Consider the following 25,635-nt stretch of genomic DNA (forward strand, 5'->3'; position numbering starts at 1 on the left):
CGACCCGTCCGTTCCAGCTGGTGACCGGCCGCAACTGGCGCGGCACCGCGTTCGGCGGAGCCAAGGGCCGCACCGACGTGCCGAAGATCGTCGACATGTACATGACCGGCAAGATCGAGATCGACCCGATGATCACCCATGTCATGGGTCTCGAAGACATCAACAAGGGCTTCGACCTGATGCACGCCGGCGAAAGCATCCGCAGCGTCGTGCTGTTCTGAAGCCAATTTCAACCAGGAGGATATAATGGCAGTGATTTCGGGTGACGGCGTGTTCTCGCACGCAACGGTTGGCGCCAGCGATCTGGCCGCGTCGACGTCCTTCTACGATGCGGCGCTGACGCCGCTGGGCGTGAAGAATCTCGGGCCGTTCGGCGACAGCATCATGCTGTACGGCAAGGACAAGCCGGCGTTGCTGGTGCTCAAGCCCGGCAATGGCGACGCGCCTTCCAGCAACGGCGTGACGCTCGGCTTCGCAGCCGCCAGCTCCGCCGATGTCGACAGCTTCCACGCTGCGGGTCTCGCTGCGGGTGGCGTTTGCGAAGGTCTTCCCGGTCCGCGCGGTCATCTCCCCGGCGCTTATGCGGCCTATCTGCGCGACCCGGCCGGCAACAAGGTCTGTGCCTACACCTTTACTGCGGCATAAGGCGCGGCATGGCACTCGACATCGTATCGACGAGCGTCAGCTTCGGTGGCGTGCAGGGCGTGTACAAGCACGCTTCTGCCGCCACCGGCACCGGTATGACGTTCAGCATCTATGTGCCGCCGCATGCCCCCGGGCAGAAGCTGCCGGTGGTCTGGTATCTGTCGGGGCTGACCTGCACCCACGCCAATGTCACCGAGAAGGGCGACTATCGCCGCGCCTGCGCCGAGCTCGGCCTGATCTTCGTCGCGTCCGATAGCTCGCCGCGCGGCGAGGGCGTCCCGGACGATCCCGAGGGGGCTTATGATTTCGGCCTCGGCGCGGGCTTCTATGTCGATGCGACCGAGGAGCCCTTCGCGAAGCATTACAAGATGTGGAGCTATGTCACCGAAGAGCTGCCCGCGCTGGTTGCGGAGCATTTCCCGGCGGACATGACGCGCCAGTCGATCCTCGGCCATTCGATGGGCGGGCATGGCGCGCTGACGATCGGGCTGACCTATCCAGACCGCTACCGCGCGGTCTCGGCTTTCGCGCCGATCGTCGCGCCGGGGCAGGTGCCCTGGGGACATAAGGCGCTCGGCGGCTATCTTGGTCCCGACCGGGCGGCCTGGCGCAAGCATGACGCGGTCGCGCTGATCGAGGATGGCGCGCGGGTGAAGGAGCTGCTCGTCGACCAGGGCGAGGCCGACGGCTTCCTCGCCGAACAGCTGAAACCCAGCCTGCTCGCCGCCGCCTGCGCCGATGCCCGGATCGCTTTCACCCTGCGCATCCAGCCCGGCTACGACCACAGCTATTATTTCATCTCCACCTTCATGGAGGACCATCTCCGCTGGCACGCCGAAAGGCTCGGATAGTCCGCTCCGCACAGGCGGGGGAGCCGCCGCACCGCATCGGACAGGCCTATACCGCGTCCAGCGGAAGCGCCGTGGTGGCCTTGACCTCGGACAGCGCGGCGATCGAGTTGATTTCCTGAATGCCCTGCAGCCGGCTGAGCTTGTCGAAGAAGAAGCGCTCATAGGCTTCGATATCGGCGGCGACGATGCGCAGCAGGAAATCGACCGGCCCCATCAGTACATAGGCTTCGAGCACCTCGGGAAAGCCGCGAATTGCGGTGGTGAATTCATCGAGATGCTGGCGGCCATGGGCGTTGAGCTTCACCTGCGCGAATATCTGAGCGTTGAGACCGACCTTGCGCCGATCGACCAGCGCCACTTGCCGCGCGATGATCCCCGCTTCGCGCAACCGCTGGATGCGCCGCCAGCATGGGGTGGTGGAAAGCCCGACGCGTTCCGCCACCTCGGCGGCGGACAAGGTGCAGTCTTCCTGGAGAATGGCGAGGATCTTGCGTTCGTAGTTGTCGAGTTTCATGCAATAACATTCTCATAAATCGCGAAAAAGCGAAACATAAAACACAAGAAGACGCGATTTGGCCGAATTGAGGAACGGATTTTCCGGGATTTTCGTGTAAAAGCCTCCTTCCACCACAGGAAGGTAGACCGTGACCATTGCCGCCATGCCGCTTGCCGACGCCCCGCTGCCGGCGACCGCCATCGAGATCGAGGCGGACGTCGATCTGGGCGTGACGAGCCGGCTGCTCGACCTGCTGGTGACGCATGACCGTTTTCCGCGCCGCATGGACCTTGCCCGTGACGGCCGGACGATGACGGTAACGATGTCACTGCCCCCGGCGGCTGACAATGGCGGCAGGCTGCTCGCCAAGATGCGCCAGATACCGGGCGTGCGGCGTGCCGATGCACTGGCTGACGCGCCGTGAGCGCGCTCGCGACGCCGGTGGCGCGGGCGGAGCCGGCTGAAGGCAGCGGCGCGGCCTACCTGCTCGCGTTGCTTGCCGATGCCGGCATCGACACGATCTTCGGCTATCCGGGTGGCGCGGTGCTGCCGCTCTACGATGCGCTCGCGCGGCAGGATCGGATCCGTCATGTGCTTGTCCGTCACGAGCAGGCCGCGATCCACGCCGCCGAAGGCTATGCACGCGCCAGCGGGCGGATCGGGGTGGCGCTGGTCACGTCTGGACCGGGAGCGACCAACACGATCACCGGGCTCACCGATGCGCTGATGGATTCGGTGCCGGTGCTGTGCATCGCCGGGCAGGTCAACCGCGCGCTGCTCGGCACCGATGGCTTTCAGGAGGCGAACACGATCGCGCTGTCGCGCGCCGCCACCAAATATAATGTCGCGGTGCGCCGGCCGGGTGAGCTTGGTCCGATGCTGCGCCGCTGCCTCCACCTCGCGACGGCTGGTCGGCCCGGACCGGTGCTGATCGACCTGCCCAAGGATGTGCAGGCGATGGTCGCGCCCGACCATGTCTTCGAGGATGAGATCGCCGCGCTGACCGTGCGGCCTGTCCCGTCCCCCGATCTCGCACTGATCGCGCAGGTCGCGGCGCTGCTCGCGGAGGCGCGACGGCCGCTGATCTACAGCGGCGGCGGCGTGATCAATTCGGGGCCGCGCGCGGCCGCGCTGCTGCGCCGCTTCGCGCAGGCGACCGGAGCACCGGTGACGTCGACCCTGATGGGACTCGGCGCCTTCCCCGCATCGGACCCGCAATGGCTGGGCATGCCGGGGATGCACGGCACCTATGAGGCGAACCTCGCCATGCATGGCTGCGACCTGATGCTGTGCGTGGGCGCGCGCTTTGACGATCGCGTCACCGGGCGCGTGGCGGATTTCGCGCCCCATGCGAAGAAGGTGCATATCGATGTCGACCCAAGCGAGATCGGCAAGATCGTCGCGGTCGACGTGGGCGTAGTCGGCGACGCGGCGGACGTGCTCGATGCGCTATGCGACGCGGTGGCGCCGCCCGCGCCCGGCGCACTCGACGGCTGGTGGGCGACGATCGGCGAATGGCGCGGGGCGGAGTGTCTCGCCTATGAACAGCCCGCCACGGGCGCGATCCTGCCCCAGCACGCGATCCGCCGGCTCCACGAGCTGACCCATCGCCGCGAGCCGATCATCAGCACCGAGGTCGGGCAGCACCAGATGTGGGCCGCGCAACATGTCGGCTTCGACGCGCCCAATCGCTGGCTCACCTCGGGCGGGCTCGGCACGATGGGCTACGGCCTGCCTGCCGCGATCGGCGCACAGATCGCCTTTCCGGGCGCGCTCGTGATCGACATCGCGGGTGAGGCGTCGGTCCAGATGAATATCCAGGAACTGGCGACCGCGGTGCAATATGGCCTGCCGGTCAAGCTGTTCATCCTCAACAACGGCCATATGGGCATGGTCCGCCAATGGCAGCAACTTCATCATGGCGGGGTCTATTCCGAAAGCGTGTCGACCGTGCTGCCCGATTTCGTCCGGCTCGCCGAAGCCTATGGCTGGACCGGCCTGCGGATCGAGGAGGTGGTGGATCTCGACGCCGGGATATTGCGCATGATCGACACGCCCGGTCCGGTACTGGTCGATTGCCGGGTCGCGCCGCTCGCCAATTGCTATCCGATGATGCCGTCGGGCGCCGCGCATAACGAGATATTGCTCGGCTGACATCGCGAAAGTGTTCAAAAGCACGGATGGACCGTGTCCTCCTGCACGCAAGCCGCTGATTTCCTGAAATCATTTGGCAGCTTTGCCGCGCACCGTTACGCAGGCGGCGATGATTGGAGCTCCAGAGACCAGCGAAAGACGGGAAGAGCGGCGTTTCGCGCGCAGCGTGCTGCTGTTCATCATCCTTGGCTTTGCGGCGGTGGCGCTCGCCGGAATCACCTCCGTCGCGGTGATGGTGCAGGGCGAGGAGCAGACAGGGCTGGTCAATCACACCCATGAGGTCGAGCGCGGCGTGTCGGGTATCCGCCTGGCGCTGGAAGAGATGCGCAGCGCGCGGCGCGGCTTTGTCCTGGGCCTCGCCGGCGATAGCGGGGCGACCTATCCGGAAGCGTCCCGGCGGCTGTTTGACGGCATCGCCAGGGTTGGCCGGCTTACGATCGACAATCCGGTCCAGCAGAATCGCGTGGTGCGGCTGTCGGCGATGGCCGGCACGCTCGATGGCCTTTTCAAGGCGTCGATGGGGTCGAGCGCCCAGCGCGTGGCGATATCCGAGCGCGAGCGCCAGCAACTGGCCGGCAAGGTCGAGGCGCTGGCGATGCAGATGCTGGTCGAGGAGCGCCGTCTGCTGGTCGCGCGTGACGCGTCACGCATCGCGTTGGGGCGCACTTTCTATGCGGTGCTCGCGCTGACGGCCTTGTTGCTCATCGCCGTCGCGATCGGATCGATCTGGGTCATCCGCCGCTATACCGGCGAGTTGCTCGCATCGCGTGACCAGATGCGCGCGCTCAACCAGAATCTCGAAGGCGCAGTGGCCGAGCGGACCACCGACCTCCAGCGCGCCAATGACGAGATTCAGCGCTTTGCTTATATCGTCAGCCACGACCTGCGCTCGCCGCTGGTCAACGTGATGGGTTTCACCGCCGAACTCGATGCCGCAATCGAACCGCTCGACCTCATGATCGGGCGGGTCGAGGCTGAAGCCCCTGCGCTGGTCGACGAGGAGGTGCGCCGCGCGGTGCGCGAGGATCTGCCTGAGGCGATCGGCTTCATCCGCGGATCGACCCAGAAGATGGACCGGCTGATCAACGCGATCCTCACCTTGTCCCGCCAGGGCCGCCGCACGATCACGATCGAGCCGATCGCGCTCGACCAGCTCGCCAGCAGCGTGGTCGACGGCTTGCGCCACCAGATCGACGAACATGGTATCGCCGTCACGATCGCGCCGGACATGCCGAAAGTGGTCAGCGATCGGCTCTCGATCGAGCAGATATTGTCGAACCTCGTCGAGAATGCGGTCAAATATATGAAGCCCGGCCGCGCCGGCGAGATTTCGATTGCCGCGCGCCAGCTGAATGGCCGCGTTCTGGTCGACGTCGCCGACAATGGGCGTGGGATCGACAGGCGCGATCATGAGCGCGTATTCGATCTGTTCCGCCGCTCGGGCGTCCAGGATCGGCCGGGAGAGGGAATTGGCCTCGCGCATGTCCGTGCGCTGGCCTATCGTCTCGGCGGCACTATTACCGTCGACTCCGATCTCGATGTCGGGGCGACCTTCACCCTCAACTTGCCCGCGGAGTTCGCCGGCGAGAAAGCAGCATTGACGTGAGAAAGGCAAAGGCATGAACGCCCAGCAGCCCGTGAATATCGTGATGATCGAGGATGACGAGGGTCATGCCCGCCTGATCGAGAAGAATATCCGTCGCGCCGGTATCTCGAACACGATTCATCATTTCCTCGACGGCACCTCGGCGCTCAACTTCCTCTATGAGGATGCGAGCGGGCCGGTGCATGGCGGCCCGGCGCTGATCCTGCTCGATCTCAACCTGCCCGACATGAGCGGCACCGATATCCTGGCCAAGATCAAGGGCGAGGGCAGCCCGCTGCGCCGCGCGCCGGTCGTCGTGCTCACCACCACCGACGACAAGCTGGAGATCCAGCGCTGCTATGATCTGGGTTGTAACGTCTACATAACCAAGCCGGTCAATTATGAGAATTTCGCTGCGGCGATCCGCCAGCTCGGCCTGTTCCTGTCGGTGATCCAGGTGCCGGACGTCGAAGAGGGCTGATGACCGACACGCCCCCAGCTATTCTCTATATCGACGATGACGAAGGCCTGCGGCGGCTGACCGCGCGCGCGCTGAAGCGGCTCGGCTATCGCGTGGAAAGCGCGGGCAGCGGAGCGGAGGGCGTGGCGATGGCGACGGCCGAGGCGTTCGATCTGGTCGCGGTCGACCATTATATGCCGGGACAGGACGGGCTGCAGACGCTGTCGGCGCTGAAAGCGCTCCCCGAGCCGCCGCCGGTGATCTTCGTAACCGGATCTGACGAGAGCCAGCTCGCGGTCGCGGCGTTGAAGGCGGGCGCGATCGATTATGTCGTGAAGACCGTCAACGAGGATTATTTCGACCTGCTCGGCCAGTCGATCGCCCAGGCGCTGGCGACCGGACGGCTGCGCCGCGAGAAGGAGGCCGCCGAGGCGCAGCTGCGTGAAACCAACGATCGGCTTCATATGCTGCTTCAGGAGGTCAACCACCGCGTCGCCAACAGCCTTCAGCTGGTGTCGGCCTTCGTCCACATGCAGTCGCGCACGCTGGGCGATGGCGATGAGGCCGCGAAGGCCGCGCTCGATGATACCCAGCGCCGGATCGCCGCGATCGCGCAGGTCCACAAGCGGCTCTACACCTCGGCCTCGGTCGAGGCGGTCGACATGGCTGACTATCTCGGATCGCTGGTTGAGGAACTGGGCGACACCTGGTCGACCCCGAAAGCGCCGCGCGATATCCGCCTGGCCGCGGAACCGCTCAAGCTCGCCACCGACAAGGCGGTCGCGCTGGGCATCATCGTTACCGAGCTCGTCACCAACGCCTGCAAATACGCCTATGCCGCGAACAGCGGGGGTGAAGTGCGGGTGACGCTGACCGACGCCGGCGGCGACCGCTTCTGCCTGCGGGTCGAGGATGATGGCTGCGGCATGCCCGCCTCGGGCACGGCGCAGGGCACCGGCCTGGGAACCAAGCTGATCACCGCAATGGCCCAGACCTTGCGGGCGACGGTGGATTATGAACCTGCCGATCGCGGCGTCCGTGTGATCCTTCTCGCCGCGCAATGACCGGCCTTCGGCACGTTTGGCCGCATGTTAGGGAACAATCTTAACCCAGCGCTGCCAAGGCGATTGACCGACTCAAATGGCTTGTGGTCGTTGCATCACAACAGCAGACTTGGGGGTGTGTTGATGCTGGTTTTCTTCATATCGGTCTATGGATTCCTGGTCATGTTCGTGCTGCCCAGCCTTTCGCGCAACCGCCGCGAGCAGCGCCCTGACGCGCCGATTCTGGCCTTTGCGGGACGGGGGCTGATGGCCGCCTCCGCCACCGGCGCCTGCCTCGCGCTCAGCGCGGCGGCCTGGGGCTCGCTGATCCATTAAGCGGGTTGAAGAGAGCCTCCGTTTTCGGCTATCAGGCCGGCCTCCGGCGCGGGCGTAGCATAGTGGTAATGCTCTAGCCTTCCAAGCTCCCCGGATTGGCGGCTTTCTGCGGATTTCGATGTAAAACCCTGCAAAAAGCCGCGCTATCCTTTCAATAGCTTAGCGACACCCTGTAAAATTATCCGGTGCCTGGAAACAGCTCGCCCAGGCGATCGGCCGGCAGGTTGCTGATGATCAGTTCGCGTGCCTCAACCTCATTGCCACCGCCGGCGATCGAATAGATCAGCTGCAGTTCGACCATTGCGAACCCGTCGAACGTGCGGCGGATATCCGGATGGTCATTGATGCTCAGCAGGAAGGTGCCAGCCATGGCGCGCATCATATCGGCCATGACCGCGAACTGGCCGCGATCGAACAGGTCGCGGCCATAGTCGCCCTCGCTGCCGTAATATGGCGGATCGAGATAGAAGAGCGTCTCGGGTCGGTCATAGCGGCCGATCAGGTCCTGCCACGGCAGCCGCTCAATCACGACACCGGCGAGCCGCTCATGGATCGCTTCGAGCAGCGGGCCGAGCTTCGTCACGTCGAAGCCGGCCGGTTCGCCGGGGCTCACGCCGAAGTTACGGCCGGCCACCTTTCCGCCGAACGCGAGGCGCTGCAGATAGAGGAAGCGCGCCGCCCGTTCGAGGTCCGTCATGGTGGATGGATCGACCCGCGCGAGCTTCTCGAAGCCGGATCGCGTGGTGAGCTGGAAGCGGAGCATGTCGAGGAAGGCGACATAGTGCCGCTGCAGGATGCGGAAGAACGTCGCTACGTCCTCCGACCAATCGTTGACTACCTCCGCCTTAGCCTTGCGGCCGCGACGCAGGAAGACGCCGCCCATGCCCATGAAGACTTCGGCATAGGTGTGGTGCGGAACACGATCGATAGCGCGGGTTATCGGCCGGGCCAGCCGGCGCTTGCCGCCGATATAGGCTGCAGCCGGGTGGGTAGATGCGACAAAATCGTCGAAAAGTAGACTCGACTCCATATCCGATGTTCCATATTCGTTCCGCCGTCCGGTGCCGGATGGCGGGATGCGACTCATGTGGCCGCATGGGGACATGGTGGGTTCTGTCCACCGGCTCGGAGCGTTGGCGCGCTCCGGCCCCCGCCCACCGGGCGAGGGAGATTTTGTGTCACGCCGCGTACCGACCACCCTGCATGATCTTTGCGAGCTGTATGGAGGCGGGCGCATGCTGGTGCGCTGCTCGAACAGCCAGTGCGGCCGCGCGAGAATTTTTGACGTGCGGGCGATCCGCGACCATTGGAAGAAGAAGCGCTGGAGCGATCGTTTCCGTGATGTGCCCCTGCATTTCTATTGTGCGATTTGCCGATCGAGACCGGAGCGGTTGCAATGGATCGAGCCGGGGCCTTACGGCCTCGGCAGCACCATCAAAGCCCCCGCCGCATGTCTCGCGCCCTTTGGGATCAACCCGCTGGCGTGGGCGCTCGCCAGCCCCGAGGACCGGGAGCGTTTGATAAAGGCGCGAAGATAGCGAGTGTCACTTTTATGTTGACAGTGAAGATGGTGTCTCTTAAAAGAGACGAATGAAGACGACGCAAACTCCGCAGTTCGCCAAGTGGATCGATGGTCTGAAGGACCGCAAGGCGCAGGCCGTCATCCGTATCCGCATCGTGCGGGTCGAGGCTGGGCTGCTCGGCGATGTGAAGTCGGTCGGCGACGGCGTCAGCGAACTCCGCATCGCCTTCGGCCCCGGCTACCGCGTCTACTTCACCCGTCGCGGCGACGAACTGATCATCCTGCTGAACGGGGGCGACAAGGGCTCCCAGAGCAGAGACATCGAAGCCGCAAAGAAACTGGCCGCTCAAATCGAATGAGCGGCCTCAACAGCCATTTCGGAGGCACTCGAAGCCATGGCTATCACACTGGAAAACTATGACAGCGCCGAGCATTTCACCGATCCGGCGGCACAGGATGAACTTATTCGCGACGCGATCGAGCAGGGCGACGCCGGCTATCTCGCGCATGCCATCGGCATCGTGCTGCGCGCCAATGGCATGACGAAGGCGCAGAGCGACACCGGCATGAAGCGCCAGGCGCTCTATCGCGCCTTCAGCCAGGCGGGCAACCCGACGCTCGACACCTTTCTGAAGGCGCTGAAATCCGCCGGGCTGGAAATCACGATCAAGCACGCCACAGCCGCCTGACGAATTACTTCGGCCAGGCAGCGACCGTCCACCAGTGCCGAGCCGCGCAATCCCCATACATGGCGATCACCTGAGCTTCCCAGTCTGCCCGGTCAGGGTCGCTCGGTGGCATCGGTGGGAGGTCTGGGCATCGCTGCGCCAGATTGGCCTGCAGCCGCACCGTTGGCGCGGATACGCGCGGCGTCGAGCATGACGGCAACAGCATCAGGAACGCTGCACTCAGCGGGAATAGGCGGGCCATCTCGGTAAATCTCCCTGATCGTGTTGCGAGTTTCTACGGTCGCAGGTTCGGCCTCGGCGCGGGCTTGCTCATATCTTGCCGCGCCGGCGTCGACCTTGCCCTGCATCCGCTCGCGCAGCGCATCGCGTGCCTCGACCGCTTTCAGCGCGTCCGCATCGGCCTTCCAGTCGCGGACGGTCCACCCGCCCAATAGGCCGGCAAGAAGGACGACTCCCGCCCCGATCGCGAGGATCTGCGGCGGGATCATTCCGTCGCCGCCTTGGCCTTGGCGACGCCCTTATCCTTCGCCGCCACGCCAAAGCCCCCTGCTATCAGGATCGAGCCGAATCCAGCGCCAAACTCGATCGCGTTGAATGCCTGCTTGTTCAGGTAGATGGCGACGCCCTGATAGACGATCATCGCCAGGACGCCGACTGCCCATAATATCCTTCCAAGCTCGAACTCGTCACCGATGCCCTTGAGCATGTTCACAAGGCCGCTCATGCCTCGTTCCTCGACAGCGCGCCGCCGCCATCGGCGATAAGCACGAGCGCGGTCGGCAGCGCGAGCGTCGCCGGCCAGCGGAAGCCAAGGACCCGCGCACGGTCGAACTTGGCCTCGCAGACCTTGTCGCCCTGATTGCCGCCGACACCCCAGACGAAGTTCTTGGACACCTTCATGACGAAGAACACATGGCCGCCGCCGTCGCGATCGAGAATGCAGACAGCGCCGTAGGCGGGCTGACATGCCCGGCCCCAATCGAGCCAGCCTTTCGCCCGGTACCAATGCTTCGGCAGCGCAAAGCCCGCTTTCTGAAGGACATGGCCGACGAACACGCCGCACCAGGGCGTTGCATCGTCAAACCACCAAGCCTTCAGGCCCTTGAGCCATCCGGCTATCACTGCGCTGTTGCCCGGTCCGGGCACCTCGCGAAGCCCGATCAACTGTAGCGCATACGTCATCCATGCCAGTGACGCTGTCGTCATTGGAACCTCCTTCAGGGTGTGAGTTGTCGATGGTGAGCCGCCGCCCGCTTAGGCCGTGCAGCGATGGGTCATTTCGCTCGCAGGATAGTTTCCAGCATGTCGGGCGGCAGCGTGCCGCTGGGGAACGCCCGCTTGAGCAAGTCAGGAAAGGTGGACCCTATCAGCGCCTTCGCATGCCCGATGACGGGCGCGTCCGGCCGATGCTGGCCGATATCGTTGACGAGAAGGAAACACACCGCGACTAGGCAATCGACCTGCCGGACGTAGTCAATCTGCCCACCCGCCAGTTGCTCGACTCTGGCTTCAAGCCGCGCGATCCTGCCCCTGCGATGACGGATAGCCCAGACGATACCTCGGCCAAGGATGGCCAGCACACCGCCGGACGCCGTGACGACGGCGGCGGCTTCCCCGCCCGACATGCCCCCCGTGTCGGTCATGGATCAGAACTCCCGCTTGAAGTGGATGCCGATTGTGGTGCCGGTGACGATCAGGTTGACCCGCGCGATCGTGCGGGCCGCGCCGGGGTCGCGGTCCTGCACGATCGACACGGCGACCGACGACAGGATGATCGTCCCCATCCGCGTGCCGATCACCTGCGCCGCGTTCGGATGCTGGCCGAACGCCAGCGCCATCGGCCCCACTTCGCGGCACGTTCCGCGATCGAGGCAGCGCACCGTCCAGGCGGCGTCGATCGCCGACACGGCGACGGCCGCCTTCTGTTCGTCGGGAAGGTCGGCGATCCGCTCGCCGATCGAGCGCGCAGCGGCCGGTGATGCGCAGCCCAGCAACAGGGCCGCGACAATGGCGGTTTTCATGGATCTTCTCCGGGCAATAAAAAGCCCGCGCGAGGCGGGCCAAAACACAGATGATGGAGAGCCGATCAGCCGGCAGGCGAGGCCCAGGGCAACGGCGGGGTGACCATCGGCGGCGACACTTGCACCGCTATCTGGCCTTCGATCGACTCGATGACCGCATCCATGCCTGCGTCGCCCATCGCCGATTGCGCCCAGCCGATCACCACCTCGGGCGTAAGCTGCTCATAGGGCGTGAAGTTCTCGTCGTCCGCGAACGGGATATTCTGCGCCCCGTAACGGGTCGCGACATAAGTGCCGTCCGTGCCGTTGACCCGCCAATGGATGCAGGACACGACATTGGTGAAGCCTTCTACCTCGGGAAAGCAGTCGATCTGCTCGACGATCCATTGATAGCTGATCATGCCCCCTTCTCCGTGCGGGGCTTGGGGGCGCCACGGCTCGCGGCGCGACGCTGCTGCCGGTTCGGGACATCTGCTGCACCGGACGCCTCCGCGCTGGCGGCCGCGATCTGCGCGTCCGCCTGCGCCTTGATGTCGCACAGCAGGGGAAAGGCACCCGATGATGTCGGCAGCTGGCCGAGGGTGTTGATGATCCCCTGCACCGCCTCAACGTCCAGTTCGAGTTTGATTTTGGTCACGATCGTCTCCTTGGTTAAGCTGCTGCGATGGTGGTGACGGTGCCCGAAGAGCCCCGATATTTCAGGGCGCCGGCCTCGACATAGAGCTGGCCGCCGCTGATGTTGGTGGTAGGCGCGGTGCCGTTGGCGAGGCCGATGACGCGCAGGGCGGAAGTTCCCACCGCCGTAACCCCGAGCATGAAGTTTCCGCCCTCGAAACGCGCGCGCGCTGTGGCACCATCGCCGAGGATCAGAGCTTTCCCGGTGTCTGCGTAGATGAACCCATTCCCGGATGTATCCACCTGCATCACCAGATCGGCGAGCGTGTTGCCCACGAGGATACGCGCTGCGCTCGCCCCCGAATCGCGAAACGCGCCGAGCAAGGCTCCGCCGCTATCGACTACCGTAAGCTTGCCGATGCTCGTTGGCGTGCCGATCGTGACATGCCCAGTAGTGTGAAAGCGTACCTTTTCGCCGAGCGATCCCGGATTGAACGTGATCGGCTCACCCGTCGTGCTGCCGAACGAAACACCCGAACTAACCCCGTAGCTTAGGATGCCGTAGGCCTTGGCGGTCGAGCCCCACTTGATCGGGAAATTGGTGTCCTCACGAACGTCCAGGCGAGCATCGCTAATCGTGGTCGTGCCGATTAACACATGGCCTGCGAAATGGTTGGGGGCCGTGCCCACCATAAAAGCATTCCAGCGGCCTGTCGCCGCGGCGAGGGCACCAAAGAAGCCGTAATTATTCGCCGCACCCGTGAGGCCGGGTTCCGCCTTAAACCCGTACTGATTAGTTACGGTCGAACCTGCTCCAATGGTGCCTTGATCGGCGCGAAACTGTGCGAGGTCTGTCAGCGTGAACGATGCGGCCTGAGTGCCCAGGTTTGAAAAATAACCGACAGCTTGGCTGGTAACGTCAGATTGCGCTACACCCGAAGCACGGAAGGCATAGGAGCTTGTCGAGCCCGATAAATTCTTCTGATTGAAGAAGTTGGTACGGGCCTCGGGGCTACCGCCCATGCTGATCGAGCCGTCAAAGCGCGAGAATGCACTTCCTGCGCCATAGAAAGCGTAGGTCGCGCCTCCTCCGGAGGCGGCATTCTGGTTCGTATAATAGGCATAATGCGTCTTGCCCGAGGTGACGGCGGCCGCATCCGCCGCGTAAAATGCGTAGTTGTTCGTAGCGCCGATGAGGGTGCCGGAAGCCAAAAATCCGTACTGTCGCGTTACGGTCGAGCCCGCGCCGAGCGTGCTTTGATTGGCCCCGAAGTGCACAAGGTCGCTTAGCGTGAAGGCCGCGGCGGCTGTCTGTGCCTGTGAGCGAAAATAATATGCAGACGTTACATCGGACTGGACAGTTCCATCAGAAAAGTGCGCGGCGGAAGTTGTGGCCCCGGTGATGGCCTTGCCATTGCGGAAACTGTAGCCGGTCAGCGCCGTTACACCGAGGCCGAGCGATCCATTCTCGATGCGCATCCACTCGGTGCCCGCTTGATTGCGCCACACATGCTTTGTGAATTCGGAGCGCAATTCCGTTACAGCCGAGCCGCTGCCGAAGGTGGCGAAGGGTGCACCGCTGTTGTCGTTTAACGACAGGTTGAGACCGGCATTTGCCGTCCCCGTCCCGAGCATAAGAGCAGCAGCCGCCGCCGCGCCGGTCGCCAAGTTCTTGATACGGTTGACGATCGACCCGGCCGACGACTTCTGGATATCGAAGTCATAGGCAGCGGCCGCGCCCACGCCGATCCCGGTGCCATCGAAACGAACCGTCTCGACCCCGCCGAGCGCGAGCGCGAGGCTATTGGCGCCGGGGCGAAAGAAGCCGGTGTCGAGATCGGACGCGAACTTGATCGCGGGCGCGGCCGCATCGCCGTCCCCAAAGCCGTTCATCACCAGCCCGGCAGACAGCGCAGCCGCCGACGCACTGGTAGCGGCTTCCCCCGCCTTGGTCGTCGCGATGCCCGCCTGCGTCGTTGCGGTGGTGGCAGATGCCGCCGCCGCCGACGCGCTGCCCCCGGCGGCCGCAGCCGATCCCGCCGCCGTCCCTTGCGAAGTCGCGGCATCGGTCGCGCTCGCGGCAGCGGCGGATGCGGAGCCGGCGGCGGCGGTCGCCGAACCGGCGGCGGCCGTCGCGCTGGTGGCGGCATCGCCCGCCTTCGTAGTCGCTATGCCCCCTTGCGTCGTCGCGGTCGCGGCCGAACCGGCGGCGGCGGTTGCGCTGCCGGCAGCGGCCGTGGCGCTGTCCTCGGCTTCGGTTTCCGATTCGGCTGCAGATGCGGCAAGGCTGGCAGCGGCCGCCGCGCTGGTCGATGCGTTGGTCGCCATGCTGGTGGCGGTGCCCGCACTGGTCGCGGCCGATGCCGCGCTGGTCGCCGCGTCGCTCGCCTTCGTGGTGGCGATACCGGCCTGCGTCGTCGCGGTCGCGGCCGAACCGGCGGCCGCCGTCGCACTGTCGGCCGCGTCGCCCGCCGAACCATCGGCCGCCGTCGCGGAGCCGGCGGCGGCGGTCGCGCTGGTCGCCGCCTCGGCGGCCCTGGTCGCGGCGGTCCCCGCCTGCGTCGTCGCCGTGGCGGCCGAGCCGCTGGCGGCCGTCGCGCTGGCGGCGGCCGCTGTCTCGCTGGCCGATGCGGCACCGGCTGAGGCATCCGCCGCCGTCGCCGAACCCGAAGCGTCAGCCGCGCTCGCCGAGGCCTCACCCGCCTTCGTGGATGCGATGCCGGCTTGCGTCCCGGCCGTGGTCGCGGACGTCGCCGCCTCGCTGGCCTTGGTGGTGGCGATACCCGCCTGTGTCGTCGCGGCCGTCGCTGAACCGGCGGCCGCGCTCGCGCTGCCGGCGGCGGCTGTCGCGCTCGCGTCCGCCTCGCCGGCGCTATCTGCCGCGTCGATCGCCTCATTGGCCGAGGTTGAAGCGGCGCTTGCGGCGGCGGCGGCGCTTGCCGCCGCCTCGCCCGCCTTGGTTGTCGCGATCCCCGCCTGCGTCGTCGCGGTCGCAGCCGAGCCACTGGCGGCGGTCGCACTGCCGGCCGAGGCCGTCGCGCTGGTCGCCGCAGCGGCCGCCGAACCATCGGCGGCGGCGGCGCTGGTTGCCGCTTCCGCTGCCTTCGTGGTGGCGATATCCGCTTGGCCCAATGCTGTCGCAGCGGCGCTGGCGGCGGCGCTGGCGCTTGCGGCCGAGGCGGCGGCGCTATCGTCCGCATCCTCGGCCGAGCCGGCCGCAGCCGTGGCCGAGCCGGCCGCAGCTGTCGCGCTCGCGGCGGCACCATCTGCCGACCCATCAGCGGCCCCCGCCGAGCCCGAAGACGCGGCCGCGCTGGCAGCCGCCTCGCCAGCCTTCGCCGTGGCGATCCCGGCCTGTGTGGTCGCGGTCGTGGCCGAGCCTGCAGCCGCGCTCGCGCTGCCCGCTGAAGCGGTCGCGCTGGTCGCGGCGGCATCCGCCGAGCCATCGGCCGCATCGGCGCTGGCGGATGCCTCACTGGCCTTGGTCGCGGCTATGCCTGCCTGCGTCGCTGCCGTCGCCGCCGATCCCCCAGCTGCGCTCGCGCTCCCCGCCGAGGCCGTGGCGCTGCCGGCGGCATCATCCGCCGAGGCATCAGCCGCCGTCGCCGATCCGGCCGCAGCAGTGGCGCTGCCGGCGGCGGCATCGGCGGACGCATCGGCCGCCGTCGCCGAGCCCGACGCAGCGGTGGCGCTGCCGGCGGCCTCGCCCGCCTTCGTGGTGGCAATGGCCGCCTGTGCCGCCGCCGTCTCGGCGCTGCCCGTCGCGGCCGTGGCGCTGCCGGCAGCTGCCGTCGCGCTCCCGGCCGCATCGTCCGCCGATCCTTCAGCCGCCGCCGCCGACGCTGCCGCCGCGCCCGCGCTCGCGGCGGCGTCATCCTTCGCCGCGATCAGCTCGGCCGTCGCGTCGCTTTGCGGTATCTCGAAATCCAGCACCGCCGTGGTGCGCGTCCCCACGTTAGTGACGCGGGCCGGCTGACCGCCAGGCACAGTCACGACCGCGCCGACATCGACAGTCGCCGGGCTGCCGCGCTCGACGAAGTTCACCCGGTTCGACGCCTGCACGATCGTCACCGCGACATAGGGCGAGGGCGAGATGCTGACCGGCGGCGATTCGACGGGGCTTAGGGCGGGCGAGCGCGACACGAACAGCGCGCCATCGCTCAACACGGTGCGGCCGTCCTCGACCACTTCCGCGATCTGAAGCCGCATGGCGCCCTCCACCGCGTCGGCGAACAGCGCCTCGGTATCGGCGCCGACAAAGGCAAGCAGCACGCTATCGCCGGCCGCGACCGCCGACACGCTCTTCAGCACCACGGCGCCGACCGCGCGATACGCCGTCATCACGAAGGTGCGATCGGTGAGGTCGATCGGATCGCCATCGACTTCGGTCACCAGCGTCAGTTCGACCGGAAAGGTCTCGCCGGCATAGATCGTCACATCGCCTTCGACAGAAAAGCGGGCGCGGATTCTCGTCATCTATTTTACCCCGTGCGTGGAAGATTAGGCGGTGGGCCATTCTATCTTTGCGGCGGCCGCGAACTCGGCGAGCGAGCGCGCCTGCCGGGCCGCTTCCTTGGCCGCCGTCCTGACCGCTTCGAGCGGCACCGCGTGCGCCAGTTCGGCAGCGCGGTCGGCTTCGGCGCGCTCGATCACGCGCGCCGCCAGCGTCTTGAGGGGGATATCCTTCAACCGCGCTTCGGCGTCGAGGAAGGGCGTCGGGCCTTTCAGGTCGCGAGCCTCGGCCTCTTTGGCCGCATAGACGCGCGCCAGCGCCTCGTCTTTGACGGGGCGGCGCGCTGCCGCCTCGGCGTCGATCCTGCGCAGCAAAGGTCGGCGGATCACATCGAAGTCGTAGCTTTCCTTGATGCCATCCTTGGCAATCTCATAGCTGCGAAAGCTGCCCTCGATCTCCAGCGGGATGAGCCGCCCGCTATCGGTGTTCGCGGCCAGCTCACTTTCATGAACGTGAAGGATATCGCCCTGACCCGTGATCGGGTCGAGCATCACATAACTGCCCATCAGTTGTTCCTTTTTGCTGCATCGACGGTCATCACCGCATCGGACAGGAGGATGCCTGCGCCGCCGCCGCGCCAGCGCATGCGAATTATGAAGGTGACCGGGTAACTGCCCGACGAAAGCGAGACGATCGCACCGGCAACGCAGGTCGCCTGATAGTCGCCAGCGCCGCCCGACGATCCCATGCCGTATTTCACCCCGTCGATCGTGACCGCGAATTCGTGATCGGGGATTGAGCCTGAGTAATTTTGCGCGCCATTGGCCTGAATGATCACCGAAACCGGCTGATCGATGGTCAGGCTGATCGCCGACCCGACGTTGACGAAGGCGCCAGAGCCCGCGACCGCCGACCCGATCTGCGTTCCCGCCCGCGTCGCGAGCGCGCCGACCTGTACGGCGAGCGAGCCGACCATGTTCGACTTCACCGTGCCGTTGCTGTTCAGGGCATCGGTGATACGGCCGTCGGTTAATTCGGTCGGCCGACTGTCGACCAGTGACCAGCTCGCCTTCGTGCCGGCAACTTCATCGATCTTGTTGAGCAGGGCTTGCCGGGCGCTATAAACGTCGTTGAACCGTGTCCGGAACGTACTCGCGACAATCGTCGTGTTGCCGGTGAGGTTGTTCCACGCGACCGCGCTGGTCAGGCCGCCCAGGTAGCTTGTGAGGGTCGTGACCGCATTGTTGTAGCTGGTGCGCTGGGAGGTGATCCCGTAGGCCAGCGCTTGCGACGATATACCGCTCTGCTCATTAAGGATCGCGGCATATTCCCTGATAAGGAAAGGCTTCTCACCGGGCGTCAACAGCGCATCGTTCGCGATATCGGCCAAGGTCGCGAGAGCGGCGGTCAGACCCGGATCGGCAGCCTGATAGAGTGACCAATAGGTGACGTTCGGCGGCGCGTTGCCGGCGGTCGGCGTCGTGCTGACATACAGGTATCGCGCACCGGTGGTGGGGCTGAAGACTATATGACCTTCGCGATAGGTCTCCCCCGCGTCATAGGTGCCCCGGTCGATCAGCTCGGCCGTGAACGCCACATCGCTCAGCGCGTGAACTTCCCATGTCCGTTCGGCCTGCACCGCCATGCGCCAATAGGGTTGCCCGACCGCGATCTGCGCGACATCGCCGACCGGCGGCCAAGCGGTGCCGTCGCTGCGCAGCGTCGTTGCCGGTGCGCCGATCGCGATAGGCACCACAAACAGCTGCCCCATCCACGATACGCCCGCGACCGCATTCACGCTGGCCGCGATCCGCTGGATGATGTCGCGCAGCGTCACTTGCTCCGCGAGGTAAATCGACAGGTTCCACGGCCGCGATATGTCGAGCGCATCGACCGATGCTTCCGAGACCCGGCTGACAAAACCGCGCAACTCGGCAAGCCGCTTGATCAGCTGGCCCGGCTTGCGCACCCAGCCATCACTGCCGGCGGCATCGCCCCGGAGCATGTAGCTGGGCAAGCCCTGCAGCGGAGCGCCATGGCGTACAAGGCCGAGGGCGTTGCACGTCGCCCACTTGCCCGGCGGAATGGCGGCCGCGACCAGTGCAGCGAGGCTGGCATGATTGCCGGTCGCGGCGCCGAAGCGATTGAGCTTTTCGAGCGCGGTATCGATCCCCTGCACCGTGCCATAGCTCGACAGCTGCAGGACGTTGTTGGCGCTGTCGATCAGCACGCCGGGCGCATAACGTGGCTGGCCCAGGCTGAGCGGCTTCGGCGTTCCCTTCTGCGCCGCCTCGCCCTCGATGCCCGTCGTGCCGGCGTAGAGGTCGAGCACCGGCGTATCGAGCCAGCGGTCATCTACCGCGAACTCAATCGCCGCCGTCAGTTCGTCGATCCGGGGTTGCCCCGTCACGATCCCGTCAAAGCGCTGGGTGAAGCCCGCCCACGCCGCGCCGACCTCGCCCGTCCAGAGCTGCAGCCGGGCATCGGCCAGCGCGAGGCGCGGCAGCGTGGGGAACGCTTCGGTCATCAGCGTGAGGTTCGATGACGGTGTATCGATTACGCCGTCGAAGCTGCCCGAGAAGAAATCGTACCGCAGCTTCGGTAGCTCGGCGATGGCCGGCCACCACAGCTGTCCGTTCAGATGACAGACCGCCGGATGATCGTGGCTGGCTGCGCGCAGCGTCACGGTTGCGGCAGCCACCGGATCATAGGCGTCGATCTGGATCAGGGTGGCGAGCATCAGATCAGGCTCACCATGTTGAACCCCGACTGCCACGCATCGGCCTTGCGCCACACGGCATTGATCTCACCGACGCAGAAGCCGAAATAGGCCCGACGCTGGCGCATCGCATGCTCGGCAGGGTCGGTGATAACCGCCAGCATGTCGGTGTTGCCGAGCGCTTCGATCAGCGGCAGCACGGCGGCTTCGGCTTCGCTCTTGTGGATCGACTGGAAGGTTAGCCCGAGCGTGCGTAACTTCTTGCCACGCGCCCGCTTCAGCACGCCGAGCCGGCTCAAGTCGATCGAACCCGTGTCGCGAATCCCGAAGGCGGCGGGGAACGAGAAATTGCGGGCGAGAGGCACGGCAGCACCCAGCACCACGCGCCCGATCGTCGCCTGCCCACCGGCCAGACCAGCGATCGTGAACCGCCAGTAGCGGGACGCCGGCGGCGGACTTGCCGGCGCCTGCCACAGCGCGACGCCTCGATCGTTTTTCGGCATCTCGCTGCCGGCAAGAAACGGCAGCGTTGCCCCCACCCATGCGCCGCCGGGAAAGCCCGAGCCAAGAGCGGCCGTGCTTGCCTCGACCTTCAGCGTCATGGTGCCCGTCGCGCCGTCGCAGCCGAACAGCATGGCCGTATCGCACAACACGTCCGCGCCCATATCGACGGTCAACGTTGCCGAGCTGCCCGCCGTGCTCTTCCAGACGATGCCCATATAGTCGTTGCCGACATAGGCCGGATCGTAGCCGGGCGCGGTTCCGCTGGCCGTCGCCGACGATATCGGCTCCGGCTTCAAAATCAGGACATTCGACATGCGCTATCCGAACAGTTCGAGGTTGGTTGCTTCGTCTTCGAGATCGATCTCGAACCGGGCCGGGATGCAGGCCATGTTGGCGGCCTGATCGGAGTCGACCAGCTGATAGGTGGGCAGCCCGGTGGTCGGGTCGATCCACAGCACATCCTGCACCGGCACCGTGAAACGGCGGCGCTCGACGCCAAGCAGCGCGCCGCGCTGATCGATGGCGGCCTGCGCGTCGGCCTGCGTATCGAAGAAGCCCTCGGCCGGCGGCGAGCCTTGGTCGCGCGCGCCGGGATAGCGCGTCTTGATCGTCGCGCTCTGCCAGGTGAGATTGACCGCTTCGCGCGATGCCGCGGCGATGTCGGACGGCAACGCAGCCATCAGCCGAACTGCCTCATGCCGCCGAGGAAGCCTGTCCCGCCATTGGCCCGCAACGCCGCGAGAATGCCGTCAAGCGTGCCCTGCTGCGTCGCCGTCTGCTGGCTGATTTGCGACAGCAGATCGACGCTCGCCTGCGTCGCGGTCGATATCTTCTCGGCGAACGGATCGCTGGCAGGGCCGCCGATCGGAACGGCATTGTCGATCGCCGCGATGGCCTTGGTGGTCGCCGCCTGGATCTGATCGAACGCCGCGAAGAAGTTGCTGGTCGAACCATATAGCTGCCGCTCGATATCGAGATAGGTCTGCGCGGCCGCCTGATAGGCCGATTGGTCGATGCTCGAACCCGCATTGATCTTGTCGAGGAACGGCTTGAGCGCCGCTTCGGCCATCGCCTCCTGATCGCGCAGCGACAGTGGCGACGCGGAGCCCATCCCGAGCGCCTGCAGGAAGTCCTTCAGATCGGCCGAAGCCGCGCGCGTCGTATTCTTCACCTCGTCCAGTTCGAGATTATAGAGCTTCTGCGCTTCCGCCATCTGCTCGGCCGAGGCGCCGCCCTCGCGAAGCGCGTCGACGGTCCGTTCCCACTTGTCGTTGAGCGCATCGATCGCCGCGCCGAGTGGATCGAGCCGGGCTTTGAGGCTCTTCGGCACACCTTCGATCAGGCCGGCCTTCATCACCGCGTCTTCCAAGTCCTGATCGGATTTCAGGATATTCTTTGCCGCCTGCGAAATCCCGTCGATCACCGCGCCCGACAGCATCTGCTTGATCGCATATTCGATCGCCGCCTGCTGATCGTCGTCGAACTCCATCGCGCCCTTGGCGATCTTGAGCGAGGTGCCGCCGGTGTTCACGCGATAGTCGCCGTGACGCTGGCCGATCGTGATATCCGGGGCGCTCAACAGATTGCCGCCCAGCTGCTCGATGATCGATTCGAGGCTGCCAACCACGGAAGACGCGCTCGCGCTAGCTGCCTTCTTCGCGCTGCCGCTGTTGCCCGTCGCATCGCCCGCCGACAGCGCGCCATCCTTGAAGGATATCGTGGATGCGCCCCATTTCACTTTCGTAAAGGCGCTCCCCAGTGCCGAACCGAGCAGGCCGCCGGCGATTGAGCCGAGCGGACCGGCGAAGCCCGCAAGCTTGCCGAGCGACTTGCCCATGGACTTGCCAAGCATTTCGCCGGCTTTCTCGCCCAGCGCCCCGCCAGCCATGCCGCCAAACTGCGACGCTTTCGACGACCCGATAAGGCCGCCGGCCTGCGCGCCGAGAGCAGCGCCCGCGAGCATGCGCCCGATCGACTGCGTGAACTCGCCCGACAGACCGAAGATGCCGCCAATGGTTTTGTCGAGCTTGCCGACCGACTCTGCCGTTTCGCCATCCTTTCCGGCAATGCCGCTATTCTTCCAGATGCTCCCGCCCTTCGTAAGCATATCGAGATAGGGCGAGGTCGAACGCCCACCGCCGGCAACGGAGAATAGATCGCCGATCAGCTTGCCTGCCTTGCCGCCGATCAGGTCGGTCATGATATCGGCGACATCCTCGACGGCGCGCTTGTTCACGTCCTTCCAATAGTCGGCCGTTTCGCGGATTGCGGCACGCTGCGCCTCGCCGATGTCCTGCGCCTCGCTCGCGCGTGTCGTCAGGTCGCCCGTCCCCAGCTGGGCCTTCACGGCGGCTGCCAGCTTCCCGTCCGGGTCCATGCCCGCGACCTGCACGTTGAGCTTGAGCCGGCTTGCCTCGGCCGGGCCGATGGTGCCCTTGCTCTGCAGATGGTCGATCTCGCGCAGCGCCTCGACATATTCCCATGTCGCGGTGGAGACGCTGCCATATTTGTCCCGCAGCGAGTCGAGGCTGCTCGTCAGGTCGCTGGCTGTCTTTTCGGCCTCGCGCTCTGCATCGGACTGCGCCTTGGTGGCGGCCTTCTTCGCCGCCTCGGCCGCGCGATCCTTCTTTCGCTGCGCCTCGGCGGACGCGTAGGCGCGTCCGGCTGCCCCTTCTGCGATCATATCGCCGAGCGACGTGAAACCGGGCCGGCTGTCGAGGTCGCGCATCGTGTCGCGCATCTCGCGCGGTTTGGGAGCTGGCGTGCCCGGCGTGAGATATTCGACCGTCGCGTCAAAGATATCGCGTGCGGATTTAGCGTTGGTGTAGCCGTCCGCCAGCCTTCCAACCGAGTCCGCGAGACGGTCCACCGCGTCGCGCGACGCGTCATATGTGCCGGTGCTGGTCGCAAGCCCACGCGTTGCGTCGCCGACCGCATCCCCCAAGCGGAAGAACGCGCCCGACAGGCCTTCCCCGTCTTCCTTCTTGTTGCCGCCGACGCTGCCGGCGAGCGCATCGAGCAGGGCTTGCTGCGCTTCAGCCGTTTTGCCCATCTCAGCGAGATTGCCGATGGTGGTCAGCGTCTCGACGCCGAGGAACTTGAACCCCTTCGACAGCCCCGTCACCTCGCCCTGCGCGAGGTTCTGCAGCACCGTGCCGACCTTCTCCACATTCGATGTGAGATCGCCGCCATAGACCGCCGACAGATCGGCTGCGCTCTCGATCGCCCGCTTGAAGGTCGATCCGGCTACACCGTCGAAAGAGGCCAGGACCTGTTCGGCCTTCATGATCTCTTCCGCCGGCGTCGCCCAAACACCTTCCATGTCGTTGGCGAAGCCGACCAGCTCATCGCGCGCCATACCGGTGTTGTTGCCGGTCGCCTTCAGGACGGCATCGATCCCGCGCACCGCCCGCTCATAGGTCTCGGCCTCGGCGATTCCGTTCATCATCGCGAGCGTCACGGCGCCGAGGCCGGCGGCCGTGATGAGCGCCGTACCCGAAAGCCCCGTCAATGCACCGCCCAGGACAGGCACCCGCGATGCTGCCTGCTGCAGTCCGCCGCCGATGCCATCGCTCAGGTTCCGGCCGATGACGCTGCCCGTGCTGCCGAAGCGGCGCTCCGCATCGCCGAGCGTGCGGCCCAGCTCCGCCGAGAAGTTCTGGCCGTTCATCTTCAGGCGGGCAACAATATCCATGCGTACCGGCTCCAATGAAAAGGGCGCCGGTTTCCCGACGCCCTTCGTAGTGCTAACTCCCTCGGGTCACTGACCGGGGAGAGGTCTAACTATGCGCGTCGTTTTCCACGTCCTGATCGCCATCTCTTGCCTGATCGGCGGCCTTGCTCTGCTGCTCGCCGGTTTCAGCGGCGCAATGTCGGCAGTCCAGCAAGCAGCGATTGCGGCCATGGTCTCCGCCTGGGTGATCATCTTCCACGTTGTCAGTTCGATGCTCGATCGCCGGTTCATCGCCGAGGGCTGATCAGCCGATCTTACCGCGCACCTCATCTCGCGCGGCCATGATCATCCGCGACTGCTGATCGAACACTTGGGCCATCCGGCTGCCCGATCCGCGCATCACGCTCTCGACCGAGAACTTCTGCTGGAAGGCGAAGGGCGCAACCAGCACGAAGATCGGCACGGACATTTCGCCGCGCTGATAACCGCGCTTCGCATCGGCCGCCGTGCGCTTGCGGGTGATGGTCCGATAGCTGCCGCTGCGGGCGTTCAACGTCCCCTTCGCCACCAGCAGCGCCGGCTTGTTCCCACCGCGATACACATATTGCAGGCGTTGCCCGTTCTGGCGCTCCCACTCGCCCGGCGTCAGATCGCGCGTGCGGCCGCGCGATCCGGCAGCGGGCAGCGGGATCGCGAGATATCCGCCCGTCTTGGAGGTGACCGTCCCGCGTCCCGTCAGAAACTCGATCGCGCCGCGCGTCCGCTCACCGCCATTGACGTAGATGAACCCGGCCGGCTCGCGGGCAATCTGGCGCTTGCCCTTCGGGCGGACATCCGAAGCCCATGCACGCCAGAGCTTCCCCCGCGCCGCGACCTCCGTCGCGCGCTCCAACTCTTTTTCATATTCGCGGGTGACGATCGTGACCGTCTCTTTGGCCGCGTACAGCATCCCCCGGATCGTCGCCTCGCGGGCATCGCGCAGGGCCGGGGCATCAAGCACCAGGTCGGCAAATCTATCCGCCATCCTGCAGCATCCCGTCGAGAAGAGTGAAGGCTTCCATCAATCCCGCCGGCTGATCGGCCGGCCCGCCGGAGCAGGGCAAAGGGCGGCCGGAATAGATACCCGCCTGGGCGCGGCAAAAGCGCCAGAGATCGACCACGCCCCATATCCATTGCGGGACGATCAGGCGGGGGTTTTCGCTCCACGCTTCACCGCCGATGAGCCACCCTTTTTCGATCGTGCGCCCGAAGTCGAAATCGGCCGGGCGTCGGCGGACTTCGAGGGCGCCACGAAGTTTTTTAGCTGCGTGCCCGCCTGCAGCATCGCATAGGCTTCGCGCCCCGCGAACTTCATGAGCAACGACGGGATCGAGCCGGCAGCCGGCAGCGTCACCAGCCTGTCAGGACCCGCCGCATAGGGCAGGGCTTCGGGGAGATTTTCCCATCCGACGCAGAAACGACGGAAGGCCAGCAGCGGCACCAGCTGGTGCCGCCGATTATACTGCGCGACCAGGGCGCGATATTCCGGCCAGTGTTCGGTCAGGACCTCGCGCGCCACGGCGAGCTTCTGACGCTCATCGGGCGGCAGGACCGCATCGCCTTCAAGCGCCTGTTCGGCCGCCGCGAGCGCGAGCCACTCGTCCCGGCCGGGATCATCGCCCATCAGCGTCACGATACCGTCGTTGAACGCCCGCATCAGATCTCCGCCGAAAACATGGCCGGCGCGATATTCGCCGGCCAGTTCGGCTTCGAGCAGATCCCGCTCGATGACGGTGCCGGGGCGGAGATAGAAGGCCGGCGACGTCTCATCGCCTTGGTCGAAACAGGCCGGCACATAGCGCACCGGCGTGGTGGATGTTGGGATCATGT

30 protein-coding genes and 1 pseudogene are annotated in these 25,635 nt (G+C 65.8%); 13 read left to right on the forward strand and 18 right to left on the reverse strand.

Annotation, left to right across the window (positions count from 1 at the left end):
- The 3 genes and pseudogenes from WP12_RS16440 to fghA all read left to right on the forward strand — a co-directional run.
- Positions 1-221 (forward strand): annotated as a pseudogene (locus WP12_RS16440) (S-(hydroxymethyl)glutathione dehydrogenase); the annotation flags it as partial.
- Positions 222-246: 25 nt separating this feature from the next.
- Entirely contained in the window at positions 247-645 is a 399-nt protein-coding gene (locus WP12_RS16445; RefSeq protein WP_046194771.1) for a VOC family protein, read from the forward strand.
- A gap of 8 nt (positions 646-653) precedes the next feature.
- Positions 654-1,496 (forward strand): S-formylglutathione hydrolase, encoded by an 843-nt coding sequence (gene fghA / locus WP12_RS16450; protein ID WP_046194772.1) that lies wholly within the window; start codon positions 654-656, stop codon positions 1,494-1,496.
- A 46-nt stretch (positions 1,497-1,542) separates the two neighbouring features.
- Here the strand turns inward: fghA and WP12_RS16455 are convergent, their stop codons facing one another.
- On the reverse strand, positions 1,543-2,010 hold the full coding sequence (locus WP12_RS16455) for an Lrp/AsnC family transcriptional regulator (protein WP_046194773.1): 468 nt from the start codon (positions 2,008-2,010) through the stop codon (positions 1,543-1,545).
- 130 nt (positions 2,011-2,140) lie between these two features.
- On the opposite strand from WP12_RS16455, the gene WP12_RS16460 reads away from it, so the two are divergent.
- The 6 genes from WP12_RS16460 to WP12_RS16485 all read left to right on the forward strand — a co-directional run bounded on the left by WP12_RS16460 (position 2,141) and on the right by WP12_RS16485 (position 7,570).
- The gene (locus tag WP12_RS16460) at positions 2,141-2,416 is read left to right on the forward strand and encodes a hypothetical protein (protein WP_152664033.1); all 276 of its coding nucleotides are present in this window, start codon (positions 2,141-2,143) and stop codon (positions 2,414-2,416) included.
- Positions 2,413-4,146 carry a biosynthetic-type acetolactate synthase large subunit gene (gene ilvB, locus WP12_RS16465; protein ID WP_235399176.1) on the forward strand — a complete coding sequence of 578 codons (1,734 nt, stop codon included), beginning with the start codon at positions 2,413-2,415 and terminating at the stop codon, positions 4,144-4,146. The genes WP12_RS16460 and ilvB overlap by 4 nt, the downstream gene beginning before the upstream one ends.
- Before the next feature lie 73 nt (positions 4,147-4,219).
- Complete coding sequence (locus tag WP12_RS16470; RefSeq protein ID WP_235399177.1) at positions 4,220-5,752, forward strand: sensor histidine kinase; 1,533 nt, start codon at positions 4,220-4,222, stop codon at positions 5,750-5,752.
- 13 nt (positions 5,753-5,765) lie between these two features.
- Entirely contained in the window at positions 5,766-6,212 is a 447-nt protein-coding gene (locus WP12_RS16475; RefSeq protein WP_046194775.1) for a response regulator, read from the forward strand.
- On the forward strand, positions 6,212-7,255 hold the full coding sequence (locus tag WP12_RS16480) for a sensor histidine kinase (protein WP_046194776.1): 1,044 nt from the start codon (positions 6,212-6,214) through the stop codon (positions 7,253-7,255). The genes WP12_RS16475 and WP12_RS16480 overlap by 1 nt, the downstream gene beginning before the upstream one ends.
- A 123-nt stretch (positions 7,256-7,378) precedes the next feature.
- A complete protein-coding gene (locus WP12_RS16485; RefSeq protein WP_046194777.1) occupies positions 7,379-7,570 on the forward strand; it encodes a hypothetical protein in 192 nt (63 codons plus the stop codon).
- A gap of 178 nt (positions 7,571-7,748) precedes the next feature.
- Here WP12_RS16485 and WP12_RS16490 read toward each other — a convergent pair whose 3' ends face one another.
- A complete protein-coding gene (locus tag WP12_RS16490) occupies positions 7,749-8,600 on the reverse strand; it encodes a DNA adenine methylase (RefSeq protein WP_046194778.1) in 852 nt (283 codons plus the stop codon).
- Positions 8,601-8,805: 205 nt separating this feature from the next.
- Between WP12_RS16490 and WP12_RS16495 the strand changes: the two genes are divergently transcribed.
- Genes WP12_RS16495 through WP12_RS16505 form a run of 3 tightly spaced genes read left to right on the forward strand, consistent with a single transcriptional unit; the run spans position 8,806 to position 9,781 of the window.
- The gene (locus WP12_RS16495) at positions 8,806-9,108 is read left to right on the forward strand and encodes a hypothetical protein (RefSeq protein WP_046194779.1); all 303 of its coding nucleotides are present in this window, start codon (positions 8,806-8,808) and stop codon (positions 9,106-9,108) included.
- Between the two features lie 52 nt (positions 9,109-9,160).
- Positions 9,161-9,451 (forward strand): type II toxin-antitoxin system RelE/ParE family toxin, encoded by a 291-nt coding sequence (locus tag WP12_RS16500; RefSeq protein WP_046194780.1) that lies wholly within the window; start codon positions 9,161-9,163, stop codon positions 9,449-9,451.
- 36 nt (positions 9,452-9,487) lie between these two features.
- Positions 9,488-9,781, forward strand: a complete 294-nt coding sequence (locus WP12_RS16505) for an addiction module antidote protein (RefSeq protein WP_046194781.1) — start codon at positions 9,488-9,490, stop codon at positions 9,779-9,781.
- A gap of 92 nt (positions 9,782-9,873) precedes the next feature.
- On the opposite strand, the gene WP12_RS16510 is transcribed toward WP12_RS16505, so the two are convergent.
- From WP12_RS16510 to WP12_RS16575, 13 genes are all read right to left on the reverse strand, one after another.
- The gene (locus tag WP12_RS16510; RefSeq protein ID WP_046194782.1) at positions 9,874-10,269 is read right to left on the reverse strand and encodes a hypothetical protein; all 396 of its coding nucleotides are present in this window, start codon (positions 10,267-10,269) and stop codon (positions 9,874-9,876) included.
- On the reverse strand, positions 10,266-10,505 hold the full coding sequence (locus WP12_RS16515) for a hypothetical protein (RefSeq protein WP_046194783.1): 240 nt from the start codon (positions 10,503-10,505) through the stop codon (positions 10,266-10,268). Before WP12_RS16515 ends, WP12_RS16510 begins: the two co-directional genes overlap by 4 nt.
- The gene (locus tag WP12_RS16520; RefSeq protein WP_046194784.1) at positions 10,502-10,987 is read right to left on the reverse strand and encodes a TIGR02594 family protein; all 486 of its coding nucleotides are present in this window, start codon (positions 10,985-10,987) and stop codon (positions 10,502-10,504) included. Before WP12_RS16520 ends, WP12_RS16515 begins: the two co-directional genes overlap by 4 nt.
- Before the next feature lie 68 nt (positions 10,988-11,055).
- Entirely contained in the window at positions 11,056-11,424 is a 369-nt protein-coding gene (locus tag WP12_RS16525; RefSeq protein ID WP_046194785.1) for a hypothetical protein, read from the reverse strand.
- 3 nt (positions 11,425-11,427) lie between these two features.
- Positions 11,428-11,802: a hypothetical protein gene (locus WP12_RS16530; protein WP_046194786.1), complete on the reverse strand. Its 375-nt coding sequence runs from the start codon at positions 11,800-11,802 to the stop codon at positions 11,428-11,430.
- 65 nt (positions 11,803-11,867) lie between these two features.
- On the reverse strand, positions 11,868-12,203 hold the full coding sequence (locus WP12_RS16535; protein ID WP_046194787.1) for a DUF7936 family protein: 336 nt from the start codon (positions 12,201-12,203) through the stop codon (positions 11,868-11,870).
- On the reverse strand, positions 12,200-12,439 hold the full coding sequence (locus tag WP12_RS16540; RefSeq protein ID WP_046194788.1) for a hypothetical protein: 240 nt from the start codon (positions 12,437-12,439) through the stop codon (positions 12,200-12,202). Before WP12_RS16540 ends, WP12_RS16535 begins: the two co-directional genes overlap by 4 nt.
- A 14-nt stretch (positions 12,440-12,453) precedes the next feature.
- A complete protein-coding gene (locus WP12_RS23520) occupies positions 12,454-16,893 on the reverse strand; it encodes a hypothetical protein (RefSeq protein ID WP_052730439.1) in 4,440 nt (1,479 codons plus the stop codon).
- Positions 16,894-16,917: 24 nt separating this feature from the next.
- On the reverse strand, positions 16,918-17,436 hold the full coding sequence (locus WP12_RS16555; protein ID WP_046194789.1) for a hypothetical protein: 519 nt from the start codon (positions 17,434-17,436) through the stop codon (positions 16,918-16,920).
- Positions 17,436-19,646: a hypothetical protein gene (locus tag WP12_RS16560; protein WP_160299237.1), complete on the reverse strand. Its 2,211-nt coding sequence runs from the start codon at positions 19,644-19,646 to the stop codon at positions 17,436-17,438. The genes WP12_RS16555 and WP12_RS16560 overlap by 1 nt, the downstream gene beginning before the upstream one ends.
- A complete protein-coding gene (locus tag WP12_RS16565) occupies positions 19,610-20,407 on the reverse strand; it encodes a hypothetical protein (RefSeq protein ID WP_046194791.1) in 798 nt (265 codons plus the stop codon). Before WP12_RS16565 ends, WP12_RS16560 begins: the two co-directional genes overlap by 37 nt.
- Positions 20,408-20,410: 3 nt before the next feature.
- Positions 20,411-20,773, reverse strand: coding sequence for a hypothetical protein (locus tag WP12_RS16570; protein ID WP_046194792.1), 363 nt, complete (start codon positions 20,771-20,773; stop codon positions 20,411-20,413).
- Positions 20,773-23,787, reverse strand: coding sequence for a hypothetical protein (locus tag WP12_RS16575; RefSeq protein ID WP_046194793.1), 3,015 nt, complete (start codon positions 23,785-23,787; stop codon positions 20,773-20,775). Before WP12_RS16575 ends, WP12_RS16570 begins: the two co-directional genes overlap by 1 nt.
- A 91-nt stretch (positions 23,788-23,878) precedes the next feature.
- Here WP12_RS16575 and WP12_RS16580 point away from each other — a divergent pair, with 91 nt between their 5' ends.
- Positions 23,879-24,070 (forward strand): hypothetical protein, encoded by a 192-nt coding sequence (locus WP12_RS16580; protein WP_046194794.1) that lies wholly within the window; start codon positions 23,879-23,881, stop codon positions 24,068-24,070.
- Here WP12_RS16580 and WP12_RS16585 read toward each other — a convergent pair whose 3' ends face one another.
- From WP12_RS16585 to WP12_RS16590, 3 genes are read right to left on the reverse strand one after another with little or no spacing between them, the layout of a single operon-like run.
- Positions 24,071-24,790 carry a DUF6441 family protein gene (locus WP12_RS16585; protein WP_046194795.1) on the reverse strand — a complete coding sequence of 240 codons (720 nt, stop codon included), beginning with the start codon at positions 24,788-24,790 and terminating at the stop codon, positions 24,071-24,073.
- Positions 24,780-24,926, reverse strand: a complete 147-nt coding sequence (locus WP12_RS25345; RefSeq protein ID WP_160299238.1) for a hypothetical protein — start codon at positions 24,924-24,926, stop codon at positions 24,780-24,782. The genes WP12_RS16585 and WP12_RS25345 overlap by 11 nt, the downstream gene beginning before the upstream one ends.
- Positions 24,927-24,949: 23 nt before the next feature.
- Positions 24,950-25,633 carry a hypothetical protein gene (locus WP12_RS16590; protein ID WP_152664034.1) on the reverse strand — a complete coding sequence of 228 codons (684 nt, stop codon included), beginning with the start codon at positions 25,631-25,633 and terminating at the stop codon, positions 24,950-24,952.
- Between the last annotated feature and the right edge of the window lie 2 nt (positions 25,634-25,635).

Source organism: Sphingomonas sp. SRS2 (assembly GCF_000971055.1).
GTDB lineage: Bacteria > Pseudomonadota > Alphaproteobacteria > Sphingomonadales > Sphingomonadaceae > Rhizorhabdus.